At 54.7% G+C, this 18,545-nt stretch carries 17 protein-coding genes; 10 read left to right on the top strand and 7 right to left on the bottom strand.

Going from position 1 to position 18,545, the window contains the following annotated elements; all coding sequences use genetic code 11:
* The first annotated feature begins 1 nt into the window (after position 1).
* Positions 2–1,615 carry a microcin C ABC transporter ATP-binding protein YejF gene (gene yejF / locus KWG64_RS02275; protein WP_218520791.1) on the top strand — a complete coding sequence of 538 codons (1,614 nt, stop codon included), beginning with the start codon at positions 2–4 and terminating at the stop codon, positions 1,613–1,615.
* A gap of 17 nt (positions 1,616–1,632) precedes the next feature.
* Here the strand turns inward: yejF and KWG64_RS02280 are convergent, their stop codons facing one another.
* Positions 1,633–1,977: a YejG family protein gene (locus KWG64_RS02280; RefSeq protein WP_015689537.1), complete on the bottom strand. Its 345-nt coding sequence runs from the start codon at positions 1,975–1,977 to the stop codon at positions 1,633–1,635.
* Positions 1,978–2,657: 680 nt separating this feature from the next.
* On the opposite strand from KWG64_RS02280, the gene KWG64_RS02285 reads away from it, so the two are divergent.
* The 3 genes from KWG64_RS02285 to KWG64_RS02295 are packed head-to-tail and all read left to right on the top strand — an operon-like array spanning position 2,658 to position 6,327.
* Positions 2,658–3,272 carry a sorbitol dehydrogenase family protein gene (locus KWG64_RS02285; protein ID WP_218520792.1) on the top strand — a complete coding sequence of 205 codons (615 nt, stop codon included), beginning with the start codon at positions 2,658–2,660 and terminating at the stop codon, positions 3,270–3,272.
* Positions 3,272–4,927 carry a GMC family oxidoreductase gene (locus KWG64_RS02290; protein ID WP_195812914.1) on the top strand — a complete coding sequence of 552 codons (1,656 nt, stop codon included), beginning with the start codon at positions 3,272–3,274 and terminating at the stop codon, positions 4,925–4,927. Before KWG64_RS02285 ends, KWG64_RS02290 begins: the two co-directional genes overlap by 1 nt.
* Complete coding sequence (locus KWG64_RS02295; protein WP_218520793.1) at positions 4,924–6,327, top strand: cytochrome c; 1,404 nt, start codon at positions 4,924–4,926, stop codon at positions 6,325–6,327. Before KWG64_RS02290 ends, KWG64_RS02295 begins: the two co-directional genes overlap by 4 nt.
* A 60-nt stretch (positions 6,328–6,387) precedes the next feature.
* Here KWG64_RS02295 and KWG64_RS02300 read toward each other — a convergent pair whose 3' ends face one another.
* On the bottom strand, positions 6,388–7,131 hold the full coding sequence (locus tag KWG64_RS02300) for an SDR family oxidoreductase (protein WP_218520794.1): 744 nt from the start codon (positions 7,129–7,131) through the stop codon (positions 6,388–6,390).
* 12 nt (positions 7,132–7,143) lie between these two features.
* Complete coding sequence (gene idnO, locus KWG64_RS02305; protein WP_218520795.1) at positions 7,144–7,908, bottom strand: gluconate 5-dehydrogenase; 765 nt, start codon at positions 7,906–7,908, stop codon at positions 7,144–7,146.
* A gap of 206 nt (positions 7,909–8,114) precedes the next feature.
* On the opposite strand from idnO, the gene KWG64_RS02310 reads away from it, so the two are divergent.
* Together KWG64_RS02310 and KWG64_RS02315 are read left to right on the top strand one after the other, a co-directional pair.
* A complete protein-coding gene (locus KWG64_RS02310; RefSeq protein ID WP_218520796.1) occupies positions 8,115–9,098 on the top strand; it encodes a LacI family DNA-binding transcriptional regulator in 984 nt (327 codons plus the stop codon).
* 175 nt (positions 9,099–9,273) lie between these two features.
* Positions 9,274–10,629, top strand: a complete 1,356-nt coding sequence (locus KWG64_RS02315; RefSeq protein WP_165058233.1) for an MFS transporter — start codon at positions 9,274–9,276, stop codon at positions 10,627–10,629.
* Positions 10,630–10,679: 50 nt separating this feature from the next.
* On the opposite strand, the gene KWG64_RS02320 is transcribed toward KWG64_RS02315, so the two are convergent.
* On the bottom strand, positions 10,680–11,333 hold the full coding sequence (locus KWG64_RS02320) for an L-fuculose-phosphate aldolase (protein WP_218520797.1): 654 nt from the start codon (positions 11,331–11,333) through the stop codon (positions 10,680–10,682).
* Positions 11,334–11,561: 228 nt separating this feature from the next.
* On the opposite strand from KWG64_RS02320, the gene fucR reads away from it, so the two are divergent.
* On the top strand, positions 11,562–12,293 hold the full coding sequence (gene fucR / locus KWG64_RS02325; protein WP_218520798.1) for an L-fucose operon activator: 732 nt from the start codon (positions 11,562–11,564) through the stop codon (positions 12,291–12,293).
* On the opposite strand, the gene KWG64_RS02330 is transcribed toward fucR, so the two are convergent.
* Positions 12,290–13,501: a Bcr/CflA family multidrug efflux MFS transporter gene (locus KWG64_RS02330; protein WP_218520799.1), complete on the bottom strand. Its 1,212-nt coding sequence runs from the start codon at positions 13,499–13,501 to the stop codon at positions 12,290–12,292. The genes fucR and KWG64_RS02330 overlap by 4 nt on opposite strands.
* Positions 13,502–13,529: 28 nt before the next feature.
* A complete protein-coding gene (gene rsuA / locus KWG64_RS02335; RefSeq protein ID WP_218520800.1) occupies positions 13,530–14,237 on the bottom strand; it encodes a 16S rRNA pseudouridine(516) synthase RsuA in 708 nt (235 codons plus the stop codon).
* 390 nt (positions 14,238–14,627) lie between these two features.
* On the opposite strand from rsuA, the gene KWG64_RS02340 reads away from it, so the two are divergent.
* A complete protein-coding gene (locus KWG64_RS02340) occupies positions 14,628–16,391 on the top strand; it encodes a DEAD/DEAH box helicase (RefSeq protein WP_218520801.1) in 1,764 nt (587 codons plus the stop codon).
* A gap of 152 nt (positions 16,392–16,543) precedes the next feature.
* Positions 16,544–16,834 carry a 50S ribosomal protein L25 gene (gene rplY / locus KWG64_RS02345; RefSeq protein WP_095922802.1) on the top strand — a complete coding sequence of 97 codons (291 nt, stop codon included), beginning with the start codon at positions 16,544–16,546 and terminating at the stop codon, positions 16,832–16,834.
* Positions 16,835–17,071: 237 nt separating this feature from the next.
* On the opposite strand, the gene yejK is transcribed toward rplY, so the two are convergent.
* Complete coding sequence (gene yejK / locus KWG64_RS02350) at positions 17,072–18,073, bottom strand: nucleoid-associated protein YejK (RefSeq protein ID WP_218520802.1); 1,002 nt, start codon at positions 18,071–18,073, stop codon at positions 17,072–17,074.
* A gap of 222 nt (positions 18,074–18,295) precedes the next feature.
* On the opposite strand from yejK, the gene KWG64_RS02355 reads away from it, so the two are divergent.
* The gene (locus KWG64_RS02355) at positions 18,296–18,523 is read left to right on the top strand and encodes a YejL family protein (RefSeq protein WP_104921319.1); all 228 of its coding nucleotides are present in this window, start codon (positions 18,296–18,298) and stop codon (positions 18,521–18,523) included.
* Positions 18,524–18,545 lie beyond the last annotated feature (22 nt).

Consider the following 18,545-nt stretch of genomic DNA (forward strand, 5'->3'; position numbering starts at 1 on the left):
GATGACGGACTCTTTACTGCAAATCCGCAACCTGAGCGTGGCTTTCCGTCAGGGAAATCAGCAGCGTGAAGTGGTCAGCGACGTGTCCCTGAATATTCACGCGGGTGAAACGCTGGCGCTGGTGGGCGAATCCGGCTCAGGCAAAAGTGTGACCGCGCTGTCCGTGCTGCGCCTGCTGCCTTCCGTCGCCGTCTATCCGCAAGGAGATATTCTCTTTGAAGGCCGGTCGCTGATTAAAGCCGACGGCACGGCCCTGCGCCAGATCCGCGGCAACCAGATTTCGATGATTTTTCAGGAGCCGATGGTTTCACTGAATCCGCTGCATACGCTTGAAAAGCAGCTGACTGAAGTGCTGACGCTGCATCGTGGTCTGCGGGGTGATGCGGCGCGGAGCGAAATCCTCAGCTGTCTTGATCGTGTGGGTATCCGCCAGGCGGCTTCCCGTCTGCGGGATTTCCCGCATCAGCTTTCCGGCGGCGAACGCCAGCGCGTCATGATTGCCATGGCGGTGCTGACAAAGCCAAAACTGCTGATTGCCGATGAACCGACAACGGCGCTGGACGTGTCCGTTCAGGCGCAGATTTTATCCCTGCTCGACGAACTGAAGCAGGAAATGGGCATGGCGATGCTGTTTATCACCCACAACCTGCGCATCGTGCGACGTCTGGCGGATAACGTTGCCGTGATGCAACAAGGGCGTCTGGTTGAGCAGCAGCCACGTGCCACCCTTTTCAGCCAGCCTCAGCATCCTTACACGCAACACCTGTTGCAGGCCGAACCGCAGGGGCGCCCGCAGCCGCTGAAAGGGGAGCCTGCCGTTTTGCTGGACGTGAAAAACCTGGATGTGGGCTTTCCCGTCAAACGAGGCCTGCTGCGCCGCACCGTCGGCGTTAAACACGCCGTAAATCAGGTGAGTTTTCAGCTGCGGCGTGGCGAAAGCCTCGGCGTGGTGGGCGAATCAGGTTCAGGGAAGAGCACGACCGGGCTTGCGCTTTTACGTCTGATGAAATCTCAGGGCGAAATCTGGTTTGACGGCCAGCCGCTGCACACTTTTTCGCGCAAGCAAATGCTGCCCTTCCGCAGCCGGATACAGGTCGTGTTTCAGGACCCTTTCTCAGCGCTGAACCCGCGATTTACCGTGGAGCAGATTATTGCGGAAGGTTTGCTGGTTCACCGGAAAGTGAGTGCGCAGGAGCGCGAACAGGAAGTGATACGGGCGATGCAGGAAGTCGGGCTGGATCCGCAGAGCCGTCACCGTTATCCGACTGAATTCTCCGGCGGTCAGCGCCAGCGTATTGCTATCGCCCGCGCCCTGATTTTACAGCCTGAAATGCTGATTCTGGATGAACCGACATCGTCTCTGGACAAATCGGTGCAGGCGCAGATTCTGGCGATCCTGAGCGAACTTCAACAACGTCACGGCCTGACTTATCTGTTTATCAGCCATGATTTGCATGTCGTCCGGTCTTTGTGTCACCAGCTTTTGGTGCTCAGGAATGGGGAAGTGGTCGAACAGGGAGATTGCGAGCAGATTTTTACCGCGCCGCAGCAGCCTTACACCCGTGAATTGCTGAGTGCGTCAGATGCGTTCGATTCGCAGGAGCAAATCGCCTGACGTTGTGATCAGGCGGTTCAGAATGGATAAAGTGCGGTGACAGATTCCGCGATTGCCGCGCCGATATTTTTCAGGCAGCAAAGGGTCGCGCTTTCATCTTCACGGTGGACGAATAAACACGGTTCGCCGTCGATTTCAACAATCGCCGCTTTAACCTGAATATCTTCTAAGGCATCAGTTAACTGGTGCATCACCTGCCAGGCGAATTCGCCCTCATGGCTCAGCAGTTTCAGGCCGATCAGATTGTTATCTTCATCGTTACCAGGCAGCGGAATCGGTTCAACTTTGATACCGGCAAAACCTGACAACCAGCGATAACTTTGCGGCAAACGATGTACTACCGAAAGTTGGATATTATTCACGTGGTTCCCCAGACAATGATGTTAACCAATTATCTACACGATATTTTTACAAAATAGCTACAACTTCACTGATTAAGTTATAGCCGACAGACTTTGCTTTGCCCACTTCTCGCTCAAATAATTAACATTAAATTAACGTCATTCCAGCGCAAGCTCACAGACCCAGCTATTTTTATGTCTGCTCCCGATGAATCTGAGAGACAGATCTCATTTTGGCTTATTTGTAACCTTTTTAGTCTTGATTCACAACCATTTTAATCAAATGACGCTACTTTTTATTGCATTTTTATTTACATTTAATATACAAATTGATGATATGAAATGTCTCATAAACGTGAATAAAAAGCATAAAATCAGACAGTTAAAATCAATCCTGACTTTTCGCACCGCGCTTCATGGTGTTAATTTCATTTTGAAATGAACCAGTTGGTTACAAAATTCACGGCGTCGCATCATACGTTAAAATCTGGATCTAATGTTAATAAATCCGCACAATTTGTTTGCACAATTTATTCTTCTTTGGCTTATCATCCGCATCGTTATTACTGGTATACCCTATCGCAGAGACCACAGGGCATCATCAACCTGCTGATAAGTCTCGACATTAGCGACATATAATAAGAATCAGATAAGCAAATCCTGAGTTATTTAGCTCACACCCAATCCCAGCGAGAAATGAGATGGAAAACGATCCTTCAATCATGGCAAGCAATAACACCGAAAATGGAACCGGTTTCAGTCGTCGCGAACTGCTGAAAGGACTGACTTCCGCGATGGTCGCAACGACCCTTCTCGGCTTTCCTTTCCTGAGCCAGGCGGAGAAAGAAACAGCCACGCAGTCACCGGTCATCTTCGGTCAGTTCTATCTGGTATCACAGGCCATCACCGAGCATAAAAATATCAGTGAAGGAACTTCTGCCCAGATTTTCAATGCCTTCTTCCGCTCTCAGCCTGACTTCCCGGCTCAGGTCAGCAAACTGCATGCACTGGTTAAACCGGGGCAGGCTGCGAAAGATTTGCAGAAAGCCGCGCAGCAGAACGGTCTGGGCGAACTGGTGACGAGCATCGTCACAGCCTGGTATACCGGCACGGTCGGACATGGAACCGATTCCATTCTGGTCTCTTATAAAGATGCGCTGATGTATCGCCCGGTCAGCGACGGCCTGATTGTGCCGACCTACTGCGGTAACGGCCCGCTGTACTTCACCGCCGCGCCACCTGATGCCGCGATGCCTGAGTCCATGAATGCCGATCGTTTTACCCGTACTTCTGAATCTGATGTGAGCAAAGCCTGATGAAAAAACCCGTATTTACCGCAGACGGCGATGCGTCTGCTGATGTGATTGTTGTCGGTTCCGGCGTCGTGGGCGGCATGATTGCCGATCAGCTGGTCAGCGAAGGTTATTCCGTTCTGGTGCTGGAAGCCGGTTTACGCATCGAACGTGCACAGGCCGTCGAAAACTGGCGCAACATGCCGTTCGATAACCGCGCAGGTTCTGATTTCCAGGGGCTGTATCCGCAGTCAGAAAACGCCCCGGCCCCGCTGTACTTCCCGGAAAATAACTACGTTCATCTGACCGGCCCCAGTGCGGGCAGCTTTAAACAAGGTTATCTGCGCACCGTCGGCGGCACGACCTGGCACTGGGCGGCGTCCTGCTGGCGTCACGTCCCGAACGATTTCAAAATGAAAACGCTGTACGGCGTGGGCCGCGACTGGCCGATTTCGTATGACGAACTCGAACCGTATTACTGCCGCGCAGAAGAAGAAATCGGCGTTGCAGGCCCGAACGATCCTGAGCTGCAATCCCCTTCCGAGCGCAGCAAGCCATACCCGATGGAACAGGTTCCTTACGGCTATGGCGACACGCGTTTTGCAGAGATTGTGAACCCGCACGGTTACCGCTCGGTGCCCATCCCGCAAGGGCGCAGCACCCGTCCGTGGAACGGCCGTCCGACCTGTTGCGGCAATAACAACTGTCAGCCAATCTGCCCGATTGGCGCGATGTACAACGGTATCGCACACGTCGAACGCGCTGAAAACAAAGGTGCCGTGGTGCTGGCCGAGGCGGTGGTTTACAAGATTGATACCGACGAAAACAACAATGTGACGGCGGTTCACTGGCTGGATAACCAGAAAAAATCCCACAAAGCGACCGGCAAAGTGTTCGCGCTGGCCTGTAACGGCATTGAGACTCCGCGTCTGCTGCTGATGGCGGCCAACGATAAAAACCCGAACGGCATCGCCAACTCCTCTGATCACGTGGGCCGTAACATGATGGACCACTCCGGTTTCCACTGTACGTTCATCGCCAAAGAGCCGCTGTGGATTGGCCGTGGCCCGGCGCAGAGCAGCTGTCTGGTCGGCCCGCGCGACGGTGATTTCCGCAAAGATTATTCCGCCAACAAAATGATCCTCAACAACATCAGCCGCGTGATCCCGGCAACCTCCAAAGCGTTGCAGATGGGGCTGGTGGGTCAGGAGCTGGACGAAGAAATCCGCCGCCGCTCCATCTTCGGCGTGGACTTGTCCATCAGCCTGGAGCCGTTGCCGGACCCGGATAACCGGCTGACGCTGAGCAAAACCCGTAAAGATCCGCACGGTTTGCCATGCCCGGATATTCATTACGACGTCGGCGATTACGTGCGTAAAGGCGCGGAAGCGGCGCATAAACAACTTGAGCATATCGGCTCGCTGTTTATGGCGGAAGAATTCAACATCACCACCAGCCTGAACGCCAACAACCACATTATGGGCGGAACGATCATGGGCAACGATCCGAAGGATTCCGTGGTGAACGGCGATTGCCGGACTCACGATCATGCCAACCTGTGGTTACCGGGCGGCGGCGCGATCCCGTCTTCCAGCGTGGTGAACAGTACGCTGACCATGGCCGCGCTGGCGCTGAAAGCCGCAGACGACATGTCAAAAAAACTGGCAGGTGCAGCATGAAAAAACTTCTCACTGCCTGCCTGTTAAGTGCGTCCCTGAGCGGTTTTGCCGTCGCACAGGACAATCAGGCTGAACTCGTCCATCAGGGCCAGGAAGTGGCGACCGCCGCAGACTGTCAGGCCTGCCATACGGCACCTGAGGGTGGAAAACCGTTCGCGGGCGGATATGAAATCCATTCGCCGATGGGCACGATTTACACCACCAACATCACGCCGTCGAAGCAGTTTGGTATCGGGAATTACACCGAAGAACAGTTCACCCGCGCCGTGCGCGAAGGGGTGCGTCCGGACGGTGCAAATCTCTATCCGGCCATGCCTTACACCTCTTACAGCCATATGAGCGATGCCGATATGCACGCGTTGTATGTCTATTTCCAGCAGGGTGTGAAGCCGGTCGAACAGCCGAATACCGAAACTGCCCTGCCGTTCCCGTTCAACATGCGTATTGCGATGGCGGGGTGGAACCTGATGTATCTCGACAGCACGCCGTTTAAACCGGATCCGACCAAAAGTGAGCAATGGAACCGGGGTGCGTATCTGGTGAACGGTGCCGGGCATTGCGACACGTGCCATACGCCGCGTAACCTGATGATGGGTTCGGTGACGGATAAACCGCTGGCGGGCGGCATGGTTGGCCCGTGGTACGCGCCGAACATCAGTTCTGATCCGGTCAGCGGCATTGGCAACTGGTCGCAGACTCAGCTGGTGGAATACCTGAAAACAGGCCGGACCGCCGGGAAAAATCAGGCCGCAGGCGGTATGGCGGAAGCGGTGCAAAACAGTCTGCAATACATGTCTGACACCGATCTGAACGCGATTGCCTTCTACCTGAAAAACAGCACGCCGGTTCGCGATCCGCGCGATACACAGGCGGCAGATACCTTCGGTAAGCCGGTGAATGTGGAAGATGGCCTGCGCGGCGCGCATCCGTTTAACGCGAACAAAACTATCGACAACGGCGCAGCACTGTTCAGCGGATATTGCGCCAGCTGCCACCAGCCGGATGGCTCAGGCAGCAAGAATCAGGCGTATCCGTCGCTGTTTAATAACACCGCGACCGGCCTCGGGAATGCGTCGAACCTGATCTCCGCCATTCTTTACGGCGTCGATCGCCAGGTGGGCGACCATCATGTTCTTATGCCGAAATTTGGCGTGGGTTCGTATGTCGGTCAGCTCGACGATCAGCAGATTGCGGATATCTCCAACTATGTGCTGAAAAACTACGGCAACGCGGGCGTTCAGGTCAGCGCGCAGGATGTGGCGGTATTACGCGCAGGCGGCCCGGTGACACTTCTGGCGAAACTGCAACCGTTCATGGCGCCGGCGATGGTCATCGGCGTGATCATTCTGCTGGTGCTGATTTTCTGGCTCGGCAGAAAGCGTAAAGTCAGAAAAGCATAATCACGAAAGATGAAATGCAAAACGGCCCGGTTCGGGCCGTTTTTTTGTAAGCGAAAAGCGTTACCCCCGCCCGACCAGCGGCATGGCGCTGGCCATCACCGTCATGGTCAGAACGTTGGTGCCCGGCGGTAATCCGGCCATAAAAGCCACGGCTTCACCGACGCGCTCCACCGCAATGACCGGCTCTTCGGCAATATGTCCGTCGGCCTGCATCCTGCCTGCCAGCGCTTTATTGCCCATATCCGTGGCGGCATTTCCGACGTCAATCTGTCCGCACGCAATATTGAATGCGCGGCCATCAAGTGCCGTTGATTTGGTCAGACCGGTAATCGCATGCTTGCTGGCAGTGTAAGGCGCGGAATTCGGACGCGGCGACTGCGCGGAAACCGAGCCATTATTAATTATGCGGCCGCCCTGCGGAGACTGCTGTTTCATCAGTTTTACCGCCGCCTGCGTACACAAAAATGCGCCGGTCAGATTGGTGTTGATCACCGAAAGCCAGTCTTCTACCGCAAGCTCATCAATGGGCACCTCTTTCACGTTGTTTCCGGCGTTATTGAACAGTAAATCCAGCCGCCCGAAGGTTTCCTGAATATCCGCAAACAGCGCGGCGACCGACTGAGGGCTGGTCACATCCAGCTGACGCGCCACCGCTTGTCCCGGTGCAAACTGTGCCACGGCCTGCGCCAGTTTTTGTGTATTGCGCCCCGCCAGAATGACCGTAAACCCAATACCCGCCAGCGACTTCGCGGCGCTCAGCCCGATACCGCTGCCACCGCCGGTGACCAGTGCGATTTTGCTCATAATTTTCCTTTACTAAACTGCGGCCAGCATTCCGCCGTCGATGAACAAAAGATGCCCGTTAACAAAGTCAGATGCTTTCGATGACAGATAAACCGCACCGCCGACCAGCTCTTCCGGGTTGCCCCAGCGCGCGGCTGGCGTGCGTTTGCACAGCCATTCGGAAAACTCTTTGTTATCGACCAGCGCCTGCGTCATGTCGGTTTTGAAATAGCCCGGCGCAATGCCGTTCACCTGAATATTATAGCGCGCCAGTTCGACACACATCCCGCGCGTCAGCATTTTCACCGCGCCTTTTGAGGCAGCGTACGGCGTTATGGTGTCGCGGCCCAGCTCACTTTGCATCGAACCGATATTGATAATCTTGCCGCGCTCGCGCTGGATCATGTAACGCGCGACCGCCTGTGACACCAGGAAAACAGACTTCTGATTCACCGCAATCACGTCGTCCCAGTCTTTTTCCGGGAAATCGGTAAATTTGTGGCGGCGCTGGATCCCCGCGTTATTCACCAGCACATCAATCGGGCCAATGGCCTTTTCGATATGGTCAATCGCCTGATTCACCGCCTGGCTGTTCGTGACATCAAATGACACGGCGTGCGCGATAAACCCTTCCGCACGCAGCGCTTCAGCGGCCTTTTGTGTCGATTCCTGCTGCGTGCCGTTGACGATAATTTCCGCCCCGTGCTGCGCCAGCCCTTTCGCCAGCAGGAAACCCAGACCGCGCGTGGAACCGGTGACCAGAATCTTTTTATTATCCAGGGAGAAGAGATTTGTCATGACGTTGGCCTTATTAAAAAGCTGCTTATGAAAAGTTAGCCCCACTACAACGGTTTACCGGCGGCCAAACTGTGATGCAGATCACTTTGAAGAATGTTAAAAAACCCTGTTACTCCCGATGTGATCATCATCATTTTGATAACAATCTCCGGCGCTTTCTGTTTCAATAATCGGATATATTTTGGGAAATAATCAGGGAAACCCGCATGAGAAACCAGCGCGTGACATTACAGGACATCGCCCAACTGGCGGATGTTACCAAGATGACGGTCAGCCGTTTTCTGCGCACGCCGGAAAAAGTCTCTCCTGAAACCCGCGAGCGCATCACCAAAGTCATGGAAGAAGTCGGTTATCCGCTGGAAGAAGCCCGCGGACCGGCCAAAGCGCCGCGCATCGGCATTCTGGTGCCCTCTTTTAACAACCAGATTTTCTCCGATTTGCTGGCTGGTATTGAGTCCGTGACGTCCGCGCAGGGCTACCAGACGCTGGTGGTGAATTACGATTACAGCAAGGACCGCGAAGAAGAGCACATTATCAACCTGCTTGGTTATCAGCTGGCAGGGCTGATCCTCACGGATTCCGTGCATACCCTCAAAGCCGATAAGTATCTGAATGCGGCTGAAATTCCGGTCGCTCAGGTGATGGATCTCGACGATCAGAATGGCCGTATTGCGGTTGGTTTTGATAATCAGCAGGCCGGATATGACATGGCGAATACGCTTCTCGCCAGCGGTAAAGAGCATGTGGTTTATTTCGGTTCGATGTCGGACGCGCGTGACCAGAAACGCTATCAGGGCTACAGCCGGGCAATGGGTGAACGTGGGCTGACGCCGGTGCATATCACGCCGAATAAGGTTTCATCGGTGTCTATCGGTGCCGGAATGTTATCGATGGCGCGCCAGCTGTATCCGCATACCAATGCAATTTTGTGTACCAACGACGATATTGCCGTCGGTGTGTTACAGGAATGTCTGAAACTGGGCATCCGCGTCCCGCAGGACATGGCAATTTCAGGTTTTCACGGGCTGGACATCGGGCTGGCGACCACGCCGTTGCTGGCCAGCGTTATTACGCCGCGCTTTGAAATGGGCAAGGTTGTCGCCGAAATATTGCTTAAAAAAATCAAAAACCTGCCAACTATTGAGCGTGTCGATCTGCACTACCGGATTTCCCTCGGCGGCACGATTTAACGTGCCCTTTTCTGCAATTCCCCTCCTTTCGTCCTGCACGCGAACTGCGGTGCAGGATCACGTTGCAGGTAACACCTTTTCTTAACATAATTCAACGTGACTCCTGTCACGAAATACTTTCCTCAAAATGCTTTTATTAGGTCATCGCCGGATACAAGCACACAGAGGAAAGACGATGAATAATAAAATTCCTAAGGCCCGCTGGTTACGTGTAATAGCCCCAATACTTATCGCCTGTATTATTTCCTTCATGGACAGGGTCAATATTAGTTTTGCCATGCCCGGCGGAATGGATGCCGAATTAGGCATCACCGCATCAATGGCCGGTCTGGCTGCCGGTATCTTCTTCATCGGGTATCTGTTTTTACAGGTGCCCGGCGGAAGCCTGGCGGTTCACGGCAGTGGCCGTAAATTCATTGCCTGCTCGCTGATTGCGTGGGCGGTAATTTCCATTCTGACCGGCTTTATTACTAACCAGTATCAGCTGCTGTTCCTGCGTTTTGCGCTGGGTGTGGCAGAGGGCGGGATGTTGCCGGTGGTGCTGACGATGGTCAGCAACTGGTTCCCGGATAAAGAACGTGGCCGCGCCAATGCGTATGTGCTGATGTTCGCGCCGCTCGGCGGGATGATTACCGCGCCGCTGTCCGGCCTGATCCTGGATACGCTCGACTGGCGCTGGTTGTTCATCATCGAAGGGGCATTATCTTTCGTGGTGATGCTGTTCTGGTGGTTCACCATCAGCGACCGTCCGGAAGAAGCGAAATGGCTGTCTGAGCGCGAACGCGATTATCTGGTCACCGAATTAAACCGTGAACGCGAAGCACTGCGGGCGCTGGCACCGGTCAATAACGCGCCGCTCAAAGAGGTCTTTCGCAATAAATCTATCGTCAAACTGATTGTTATTAACTTCTTCTATCAGACCGGGATTTACGGCTACACGCTGTGGCTGCCTACTATCCTGAAAAACCTCACCGGCGGCGACATGAGTTCAGTCGGCATGCTGGCGATTATCCCTTACGTCGGCACCATGCTGGGGATCCTGGCGATGTCCGTACTGTCCGATAAAACCGGCAAACGCCGCATGTTTATCGCCCTGCCGTTGTGCGGTTTCGCCGCCTGTCTGGCTGCGTCCGTGGCGTTTGGTCACAATATTATGGCGGCCTACGGTTTTCTGGTCGGTGCCGGGTTCTTCCTGCAAGCCGCGACCAGCGCCTTCTGGACTATACCGGGTAAAGTCACCACGCCGGAAGTGGCAGGCAGCGCACGCGGTGTGATTAATGGTCTGGGGAATCTCGGTGGCTTCTGCGGCCCGTATCTGGTCGGTGTATTAGTCAGCCTGTACGGCCAGAGCACGGCGATTTATGCGCTGGTCGCATCCCTGCTGATTGCCGCTCTGGTGACCACGCTGTTGCCGAAAGAGTGCGATATGGCGCTGATCCCGGGCGCAAAAGCCAAGGCTATGGCGGATGAATATGCCCGCGCCAAAAAAGCCCGCAAACTCCAGCAAATGGAAGCGCAGGGCGTGAACTGAGTACTTTTGCATACGCTGATGCCCGTCATGTCGTGACGGGCATTTTTATTTCAGGCTTCTTCCCGCGTAATAATCCCGTAGTGATGGAATTTGTTCAGCACCGCTTCCATCGCTTCATCGGACAGAACCGGCACTTCCGGCGTCACCGGCAGCAGCAACAGATAAAGCCTCGCCAGCACTTCAACTTCCTGCGCCAGCCAGAGCGCTTTCTGCAAATTACTGCCGCAGGCAATCATTCCGTGGTGTTGCAGAAGAATCGCTTTGGATTGTCTGATCGCCGCTTCGGTATGATCAGACAATGCCTGCGACCCGAAAATCGCGTACGGCGCGCACGGGATCACCGTGCTGCCGGTCGCCGCAATCATGTAATGAATGGCCGGAATGGGCCGGTTAAGAATGGAAACCGCCGTGCAATGCACTGCGTGGTTGTGAACAACGGCCTGTGCGTCCGGTCGCGCGCGATAAATGGCCTGATGGAAACGCCATTCGCTGGACGGCGTTTTGGCCGGATCGTGTCTGCCGTCTTCGCTGACCTCGACGATCTGCCGCGCCGTCAGCTCTTCATACGGGATCCCGGTTGGCGTAATCAGCATTCCGTCGCCATAACGCACGCTGACATTGCCGGACGTTCCCTGATTCAGCCCCATGCGCGTCATTTGCAGGCAGGTTTCTATAATTTGTTCGGCCAGCTGTTCTCTTTTCATGTTTGCCCCGTCGGTTTTGGTCTGCGTATTGTTGGTTTCTGTCACCTTATTTTGTAACGCAGGCAGCGCTGACCGGTGGACGGGCGGTAAAAATGTGACTGGCTTCTGATTATCCCGCATTCAGGGAACGATTCGCGCAAACCGCCACGCATTGGCGTGTCCGTTTCAGCGCAAAATGTTAAAAACGGTCATTCGGGATTGCCGTCGTTGCCGGGAGAAAAATAAAAAATGAAAGCAGTGCGTCATCAGGCCATCCTGCAACTGATCCGCGAAACGGGCAGCCAGAGAACGGAAAATCTGGCCAGCCATTTACAGGTCAGCAAGGAAACCATCCGCCGCGACTTGCAGGAATTACAAACCCAGGGCCAGCTGATCCGCCGCCACGGCTGGGCGAAAATCGTTAAGCGGGAAACGCAGGACAGCGGGGATTCTTTCCGCGCCCGGCAAAAAAGCCATCAGAGCCGGAAAGCGGACATTGCCCGGCAGGCGCTGTCGTGGATTGATGAAGGAATGGTGATTGCGCTGGATGCCAGCTCGACCTGCTGGTCGCTGGCGCGGCAGCTGCCGGATATCGGCATCACTGTGTTTACCAACAGCGCCCGCGTGTGCCGGGAACTGTCCGGACGCCAGAATATTCAGCTCATCAGCTCCGGCGGCCGGCTTCTGCGCAAATACGACTGTTACGTTAATCCGGCGCTGTTCTCACAGCTGAAAACGCTGGAAATTGATCTGTTTCTGTTTTCCTGCGAGGCGGTGGACGCCGCTGGCGCAATCTGGGATTCCAACGACAGCAATGCGGAATACAAAATCGCCCTGCTCCGGCGCGCGGCGCAGAGCCTTTTATTACTTGATAAAAGTAAACTGAACCGGACCAGTGAAGTGCAGATTGGGCATCTTGACGATATCACTCAGGTCATTTCCGACCTGAGTGATGCAGAGCAGGAAAGCGAAAAACCTTAGTCGGCCAGCGCCTGCGCCGTGACTTTCGCCGGACGGCTGGCGTAGAGATACAGCAACGTGGCAGCAATGACGCAAAACGCCATCGAACCGACCATCGGCCAGGCACTTTTGGCGGTAAACAGCGAAAGCACGGAACCAATGGCCGCGCCGGTGCCAAAACGAATCGTGCCGGCCAGAGAGGCCGCGGTGCCCGCCATGTGCGGGAAGTCATCCATGATGACCGCCATCGCGTTGGAGGTCACCATCGCAATCACGCCAACATAGCCCGCCACGCCAATCACCATCGCCCAGAACGGCAGCCCGAACGCACAGACCACCAGCAGCCAGATGCCCATCGTCAGCTGAACAAACAGGCCGAAACGGAACATTTTCACCGCGCCCGCACGGCGCACGTTGCGGCTGTTAATCAGCGTCAGGATCACCAGCGCTACGATGTTCAGCGCAAAGTAGAAACCGAAATGCTGCGGCGAAACGTGATTGAGTTCGATGTAAACAAACGGTCCGGCGCTGAGGAAAGAGAACATTCCGGCAAACGAGAAACCGCTCGCCAGCATGTAGCTCAGCACGCGCTTGTGGCGGAACAGGGAGACGAAATTGCCAACGGTGGTGCGCAGATGGAATTTTTGCCGCCGCTCTTTGGGCAGCGTTTCCTTGATGTAAACGCCCACCAGCGTGGCGGCGATTAACGCCGCAATCGCCATCGCCCAGAAAATCGCGTGCCAGCTGAAAATCGCCATCAGCAGACCGCCGAGCATTGGCGCGAGCAGCGGCGCAACGGTCATCACCAGCACCACAAAAGACATCATTCGCGAGAATTCGTCTTTGGTGAACATGTCACGCATCAGCGCGTTGATGACCACACTGGCCGCTGCCGCCGCTAAACCGTGCAAGAAACGCATCCACACCAGCTGTTCGACGGACTGCGCAAGCGCACACGCACCGGCCGCCACAGCAAAGATCAGTACGCCCCAGAAGATAACCGGCTTACGCCCGAGGCTGTCGGCCATCGGTCCGTAAAACAGCTGCCCGATAGCAAAACCCAGCACATACGCGCTGAGGGTCATTTGCACGCTGCCCGCCGCCACACCATATTCCTCGGCGATAACGGGCATGCTTGGCAGATACATATCGATAGCCAAAGGCATCAGCATCGATATCAATCCCAGGATGAAAATCAGTCCGATGTGGGATACCGGTTTTTCTTGCACTTTCAGCTGCTCCAGTTAACAGAAAAAACTATCGCGAGGGAACGCCAACGCTGGCAATTTCCTGCTCAGTTAAAGGCCGGTACTGGCCCGGTTCTAAATCTTCATCCATCACGATTTCGCCGATCCGCTCACGGTGCAGCGCGACCACGCGGTTACCGACTGCCGCAAACATACGTTTCACCTGATGGTAACGGCCTTCGCTGATGGTCAGACGCACCAGGTTCTCTTCGATTTGCTCGAGTTTCGCCGGTTTGGTCAGGGAATCTTCATTGTGCAGCTGTACGCCCGCTTCAAACTGCGCGGCGGTGTCGTCAGCCAGCGGATTTTCGAGCGTAACCAGATAGGTTTTCTCGCAATGATGGCGCGGCGAAGTGACTCGGTGCGACCACTGGCCGTCGTCGGTCATTAACACCAGACCGGTGGTGTCGATGTCCAGACGCCCTGCGGCATGCAGCTTGTACGCCACCGGCTCTTCGAGGAAGTACAGCACGGTCGGATGATCCGGGTCATCGGTGGAACACACGTAACCCTGCGGTTTGTTAAGCATGAAATAACGCGGGCCGGTGATGAGATCCAGCACATTGCCGTCGAACTCGACGCGCTGTTCAGGGCTGATTTTCATCGAGCCGGTTTTGACGATTTCGCCGTCAACGGTGACACGTTTGTTGCGCAGCTCACGTAAAACGAGCGCGCGGCTTACACCTAATTGCTGAGATAGAAACTTGTCCAGACGCATTGGATAGTCTTGCCTTCGTGGCGATCTGAGTGATCGCGTTACTGATAAAACACAAGACCCCGCCGCTGCAACAGGGCAACTGACAGGGTTCAGGGTTGTTCGATTCGTAATACTTTCAGTTCGTATAGCTGCAACGAGTGATTATTACTTCGAGGGGGCAGATTCACTGCCGCATTGAGCGGAAGAGTATAGCCGTGCTTGGCGGCGCATCCTAGGAGGAAGAGGAAAAATAAGCAGGCTAAACATTCACGGCAGGTGATTTGATTGCAGATCGCCATTGGGCAGATTTCTTGGCATACTTCACCACTGTAGTTATTAACAGTGATCGTTATTAACAATGATCGTAAATAACAGGCTTTTTTAATAAGTCAGTCTGAGGTGATTCTCCCCGTGACCGCTTTTACCCTTCGTCCCTATCAGCAGGATGCCGTTGACGCTACGCTGCGTCATTTCCGCCAGCACGATGAACCGGCGGTGATCGTATTGCCTACCGGTGCCGGAAAAAGCCTGGTGATTGCCGAGCTGGCCAGGGTGGCGCGCGGGCGCGTGCTGGTTCTGGCGCACGTCAAAGAACTGGTCGCGCAGAATCACAGCAAATACCTTTCTTACGGGCTGGAAGCGGATATCTTCGCGGCGGGCCTGAATCTCAAACAAAGCAGCGGCAAAGTGGTGTTCGGCAGCGTGCAGTCCGTTGCACCCAATCTGGCAGAATTCAGCGGTGAGTTTTCCCTGCTGATTGTCGATGAGTGCCACCGAATTTCCGACGACGATAACAGCCAGTACCAGCAAATTATCGGCCATCTTAAAGCGCAAAACCCGCGTCTGCGGCTGCTCGGGCTGACGGCAACGCCCTATCGTCTGGGTAAGGGCTGGATTTATCAGTATCACCATCAGGGCATTGTGCGCGGCGATTCCAACAGCCTGTTCCGCGATTGTATTTACGAACTGCCGCTGCGTTACATGATTAAAAACGGCTTTCTGGTGCCGCCGGAACGGCTCGATATGCCGGTCGTCAGCTACGATTTCAGCCGGTTGCAGGCCAACAGCAACGGGCTGTTCAGCGAGGCAGATCTTAACGATGAGTTGCGTCAGCAAAAACGCATCACGCCGCACATCATCAGCCAGATTGTTGAGTTCGCGCACGACCGCAAAGGCGTGATGATTTTTGCCTCAACGGTGGAACACGCCGGTGAAATTTTTGGTTTGTTGCCCAAAGGCGAAGCGGCGCTGATCAGCGCACAAACCCACGCCGTCGAACGCGACCGGCTGATCACCGCCTTTAAGCAGCAGGAACTGCGCTATCTGGTGAACGTCTCGGTGCTGACCACCGGCTTTGACGCGCCGCATGTCGATCTGATTGCGATCCTGCGCCCGACCGAATCCGTCAGCCTGTATCAGCAGATTGTCGGGCGCGGGCTGCGTCTGTCGCCGGGCAAAACGGATTGCCTGATCCTCGATTACGCCGGCAATCCGCATGACCTGTTTACGCCGGAAGTGGGCAGTCACAAACCGGCGGGCGACAACAAACCGGTGCAGGTTTTCTGCCCGGCCTGCGGTTTCGCCAATATCTTCTGGGGAAAAACCACCGAAGACGGCACCGTCATCGAACATTTTGGCCGACGATGTCAGGGCGTGCTGGAAGATGACGACGGCAACCGCGAGCAGTGTGATTTCCGTTTCCGCTTCAAAAGCTGCCCGCACTGCGGCGCGGAAAACGATATTGCGGCGCGGCGCTGTCATCAGTGCCAGGAAATTCTGGTCGACCCGGACGATATGCTGAAAGCCGCGCTGCGCCTGAAAGATGCGCTGGTGTTGCGCTGCGGCGGCATGAACCTTGAACACGGGCGCGACGACAAAGGCGAATGGCTGAAAATCACTTATTACGATGAGGACGGCGCGGACGTTTCCGAGCGTTTCCGCCTGCAAACGCCCGCGCAGCGGATGGCGTTTTTGCATAATTTCCTGCGCCCGCATCAGCGCGCACCGGGCGTGCCGCTGGAATGGAAGTCTGCCGCAGATATCGTGGCGCAGCAGGTTTTACTGCGTCATCCGGATTTTGTTGTCGCGCGGATGAAGGGCCAGTTCTGGCAAGTGCGCGAGAAGATGTTCGATTATGAAGGGCGTTACCGACGCGCCAATGAGCTGCGCGGGTGAGTAAATAACCTGAAACCGGCTATTTATATTGCTGCAACCGCCCTGCTCCGGTATCATACCGCCCGCTTTCGCCTTGTGTGGAAGCTTGTAGTACTCAACTCGTCACTCGGTCGCAGGTGGCGGGGCAAACTTTCTTATATAGAGAAACAGACATGTTCACTATCAATGTAGAAGTACGTCCACAGGACGAGCAGGGCAAAGGTGCGAGCCGCCGCCTGCGTACAGAAAACAAATTCCCAGCTATCGTTTACGGTGGCTCAGCTGCTCCAGTTTCTATCAAACTGGACCATGATTCTGTTAAGAACATGGAAGTTAAAGCGGAGTTCTACTCTGAAGCTATTACTCTGGTTATCGACGGTAAAGAAACCAAAGTTAAAGTTCAGGCTGTACAGCGTCACCCGTTCAAGCCAAAACTGGCTCACATCGACTTCGTTCGCGTTTAATCGCTGACTGAGTTGTTGCGCATCGGGACGCCGTGCGAGAACAAATAAAAAACGCCGCCATAGCAATATAGGCGGCGTTTTTTATTGTCTGCGGTTTACCGGCGATGCCGGAATACCCTTGATAATTCAGGTTGCAGGAAGGCGGCAAGTTCGCGAATCCCCGGGAGCTTAGATAACTAAGTGACCGGGGTGAACGAGCGCAGCCAACGCGCCTGCGGCCTGAAGTATGACGGGGATTTATTTGCCCGCTTTACGCTGTAACTGATCCCGCAGGTTCGGCGGCGTGCCTTTAATGGTCAGCGTATCGGTCGCCGGATCCCAGAAAATACGTTCGCCCATTAACATCGCATCGAAGTTAATACTCAGGCCACCGCCGCTGCCGGCAAATTTGGTCAGCTGGCGAAGCGTGCTGCGATCGGCCGGGAACGTTTCTTCCAGCTGATAACCTTGTTCCTGCGTGAATTCTTTGAATTTCTTGTCATTCCACGGCGGCAGCTCTTCGGATAAATCATCCAGCGCAATTTCTTCGCCCGCCTGCAACTGCTCGTTACAGTAGGTGTACACCTGCTGACGATAGTTCTGACGCTCATTTTTATCGAGCTGCGCTTCAGTACAGAAATCATCTACCGCCTGCAACAAACCGCGGTTTTGCGCTTTGGTATCCAGGCCTTCAGAAGCGCCCAGGAAATCCATGAAGAAGTCAGAAACTTTGCGCCCGACGCGGCCTTTCAGGAACGTCAGGTAGCGGGAAGATTCAGGATTGGTTTCCCATTCGGTCAGATCAATACGCGCCACGATATCGGCGTGATTGATATCCAGATAATGGATGCTGCTGACGTCCAGCTGTTCGTTGACGCGCATGCTGCTGCGGCTGTTAAGCACGGCAACCAGCAAATATTCCACGGCCAGGAAACGGTAATGACAAAACAGCACCACGCCGCCTTCTGCGAACGGATATTTTGCCAGCTCATCACGAAGACGCCCGGTCGCGGCACGGCTGAATGACAGGAAATCGTCGTCCCCTTTACGGCAACTGCGCAGCGCCGCTGACAGCTCGCTGTCTTCGTTGAACAGGCCATAGGCTTTGCTTTTCACGCTGTAAACACGGTGCAGTTCAGCCATCATTTCATCAACGGCGGCATTCGGCGTCAAAAGCGTATCGCGCAGCACAACATCCAGCGTTTGCTCATCACGTTTATTCAACTGGTGCAGAGCGATCTGCTCAATATCCAGACTCATGGGGACTTTCTCCTGTAAGAATTGCAGCCGTATAAGAAGGGTCTGCCTGCGGGGCGTATTCAAACACCGAAGCGCCAAAGCCGCAACTGGTTCCAGCCCCTGAAATACTGATTCACAGATACGATCACGACCCCGACACGACCCCCGTTATAAAAATGCGGAAAGTGGTGGCGTGATCGGCTAAGATATTGGACTTTGTCAGATCAAGAAGCACATTACTCTATGGCACAATCATCCCGTTACAGTGACGAACACGTTGAACAGATCCTTTCCGAGCTGGCAACTGTTCTGGAAAAACACCGCGCCCCGACCGACCTTTCTTTGATGGTCCTGGGCAATATGGTGACAAACCTTATTAACACCAGCGTCGCTCCTGCACAACGCAAAGCATTGTCCCAATCTTTTGCTAAAGCTTTGCAAGCGTCGATAAGAGAAGATAAAGCCCATTAATTCACTCATTGCCCAGACCCTC

Origin of the sequence: Rahnella sp. PD12R (assembly GCF_019200965.1) — a bacterium.
Lineage (GTDB): Bacteria > Pseudomonadota > Gammaproteobacteria > Enterobacterales > Enterobacteriaceae > Rahnella > Rahnella laticis.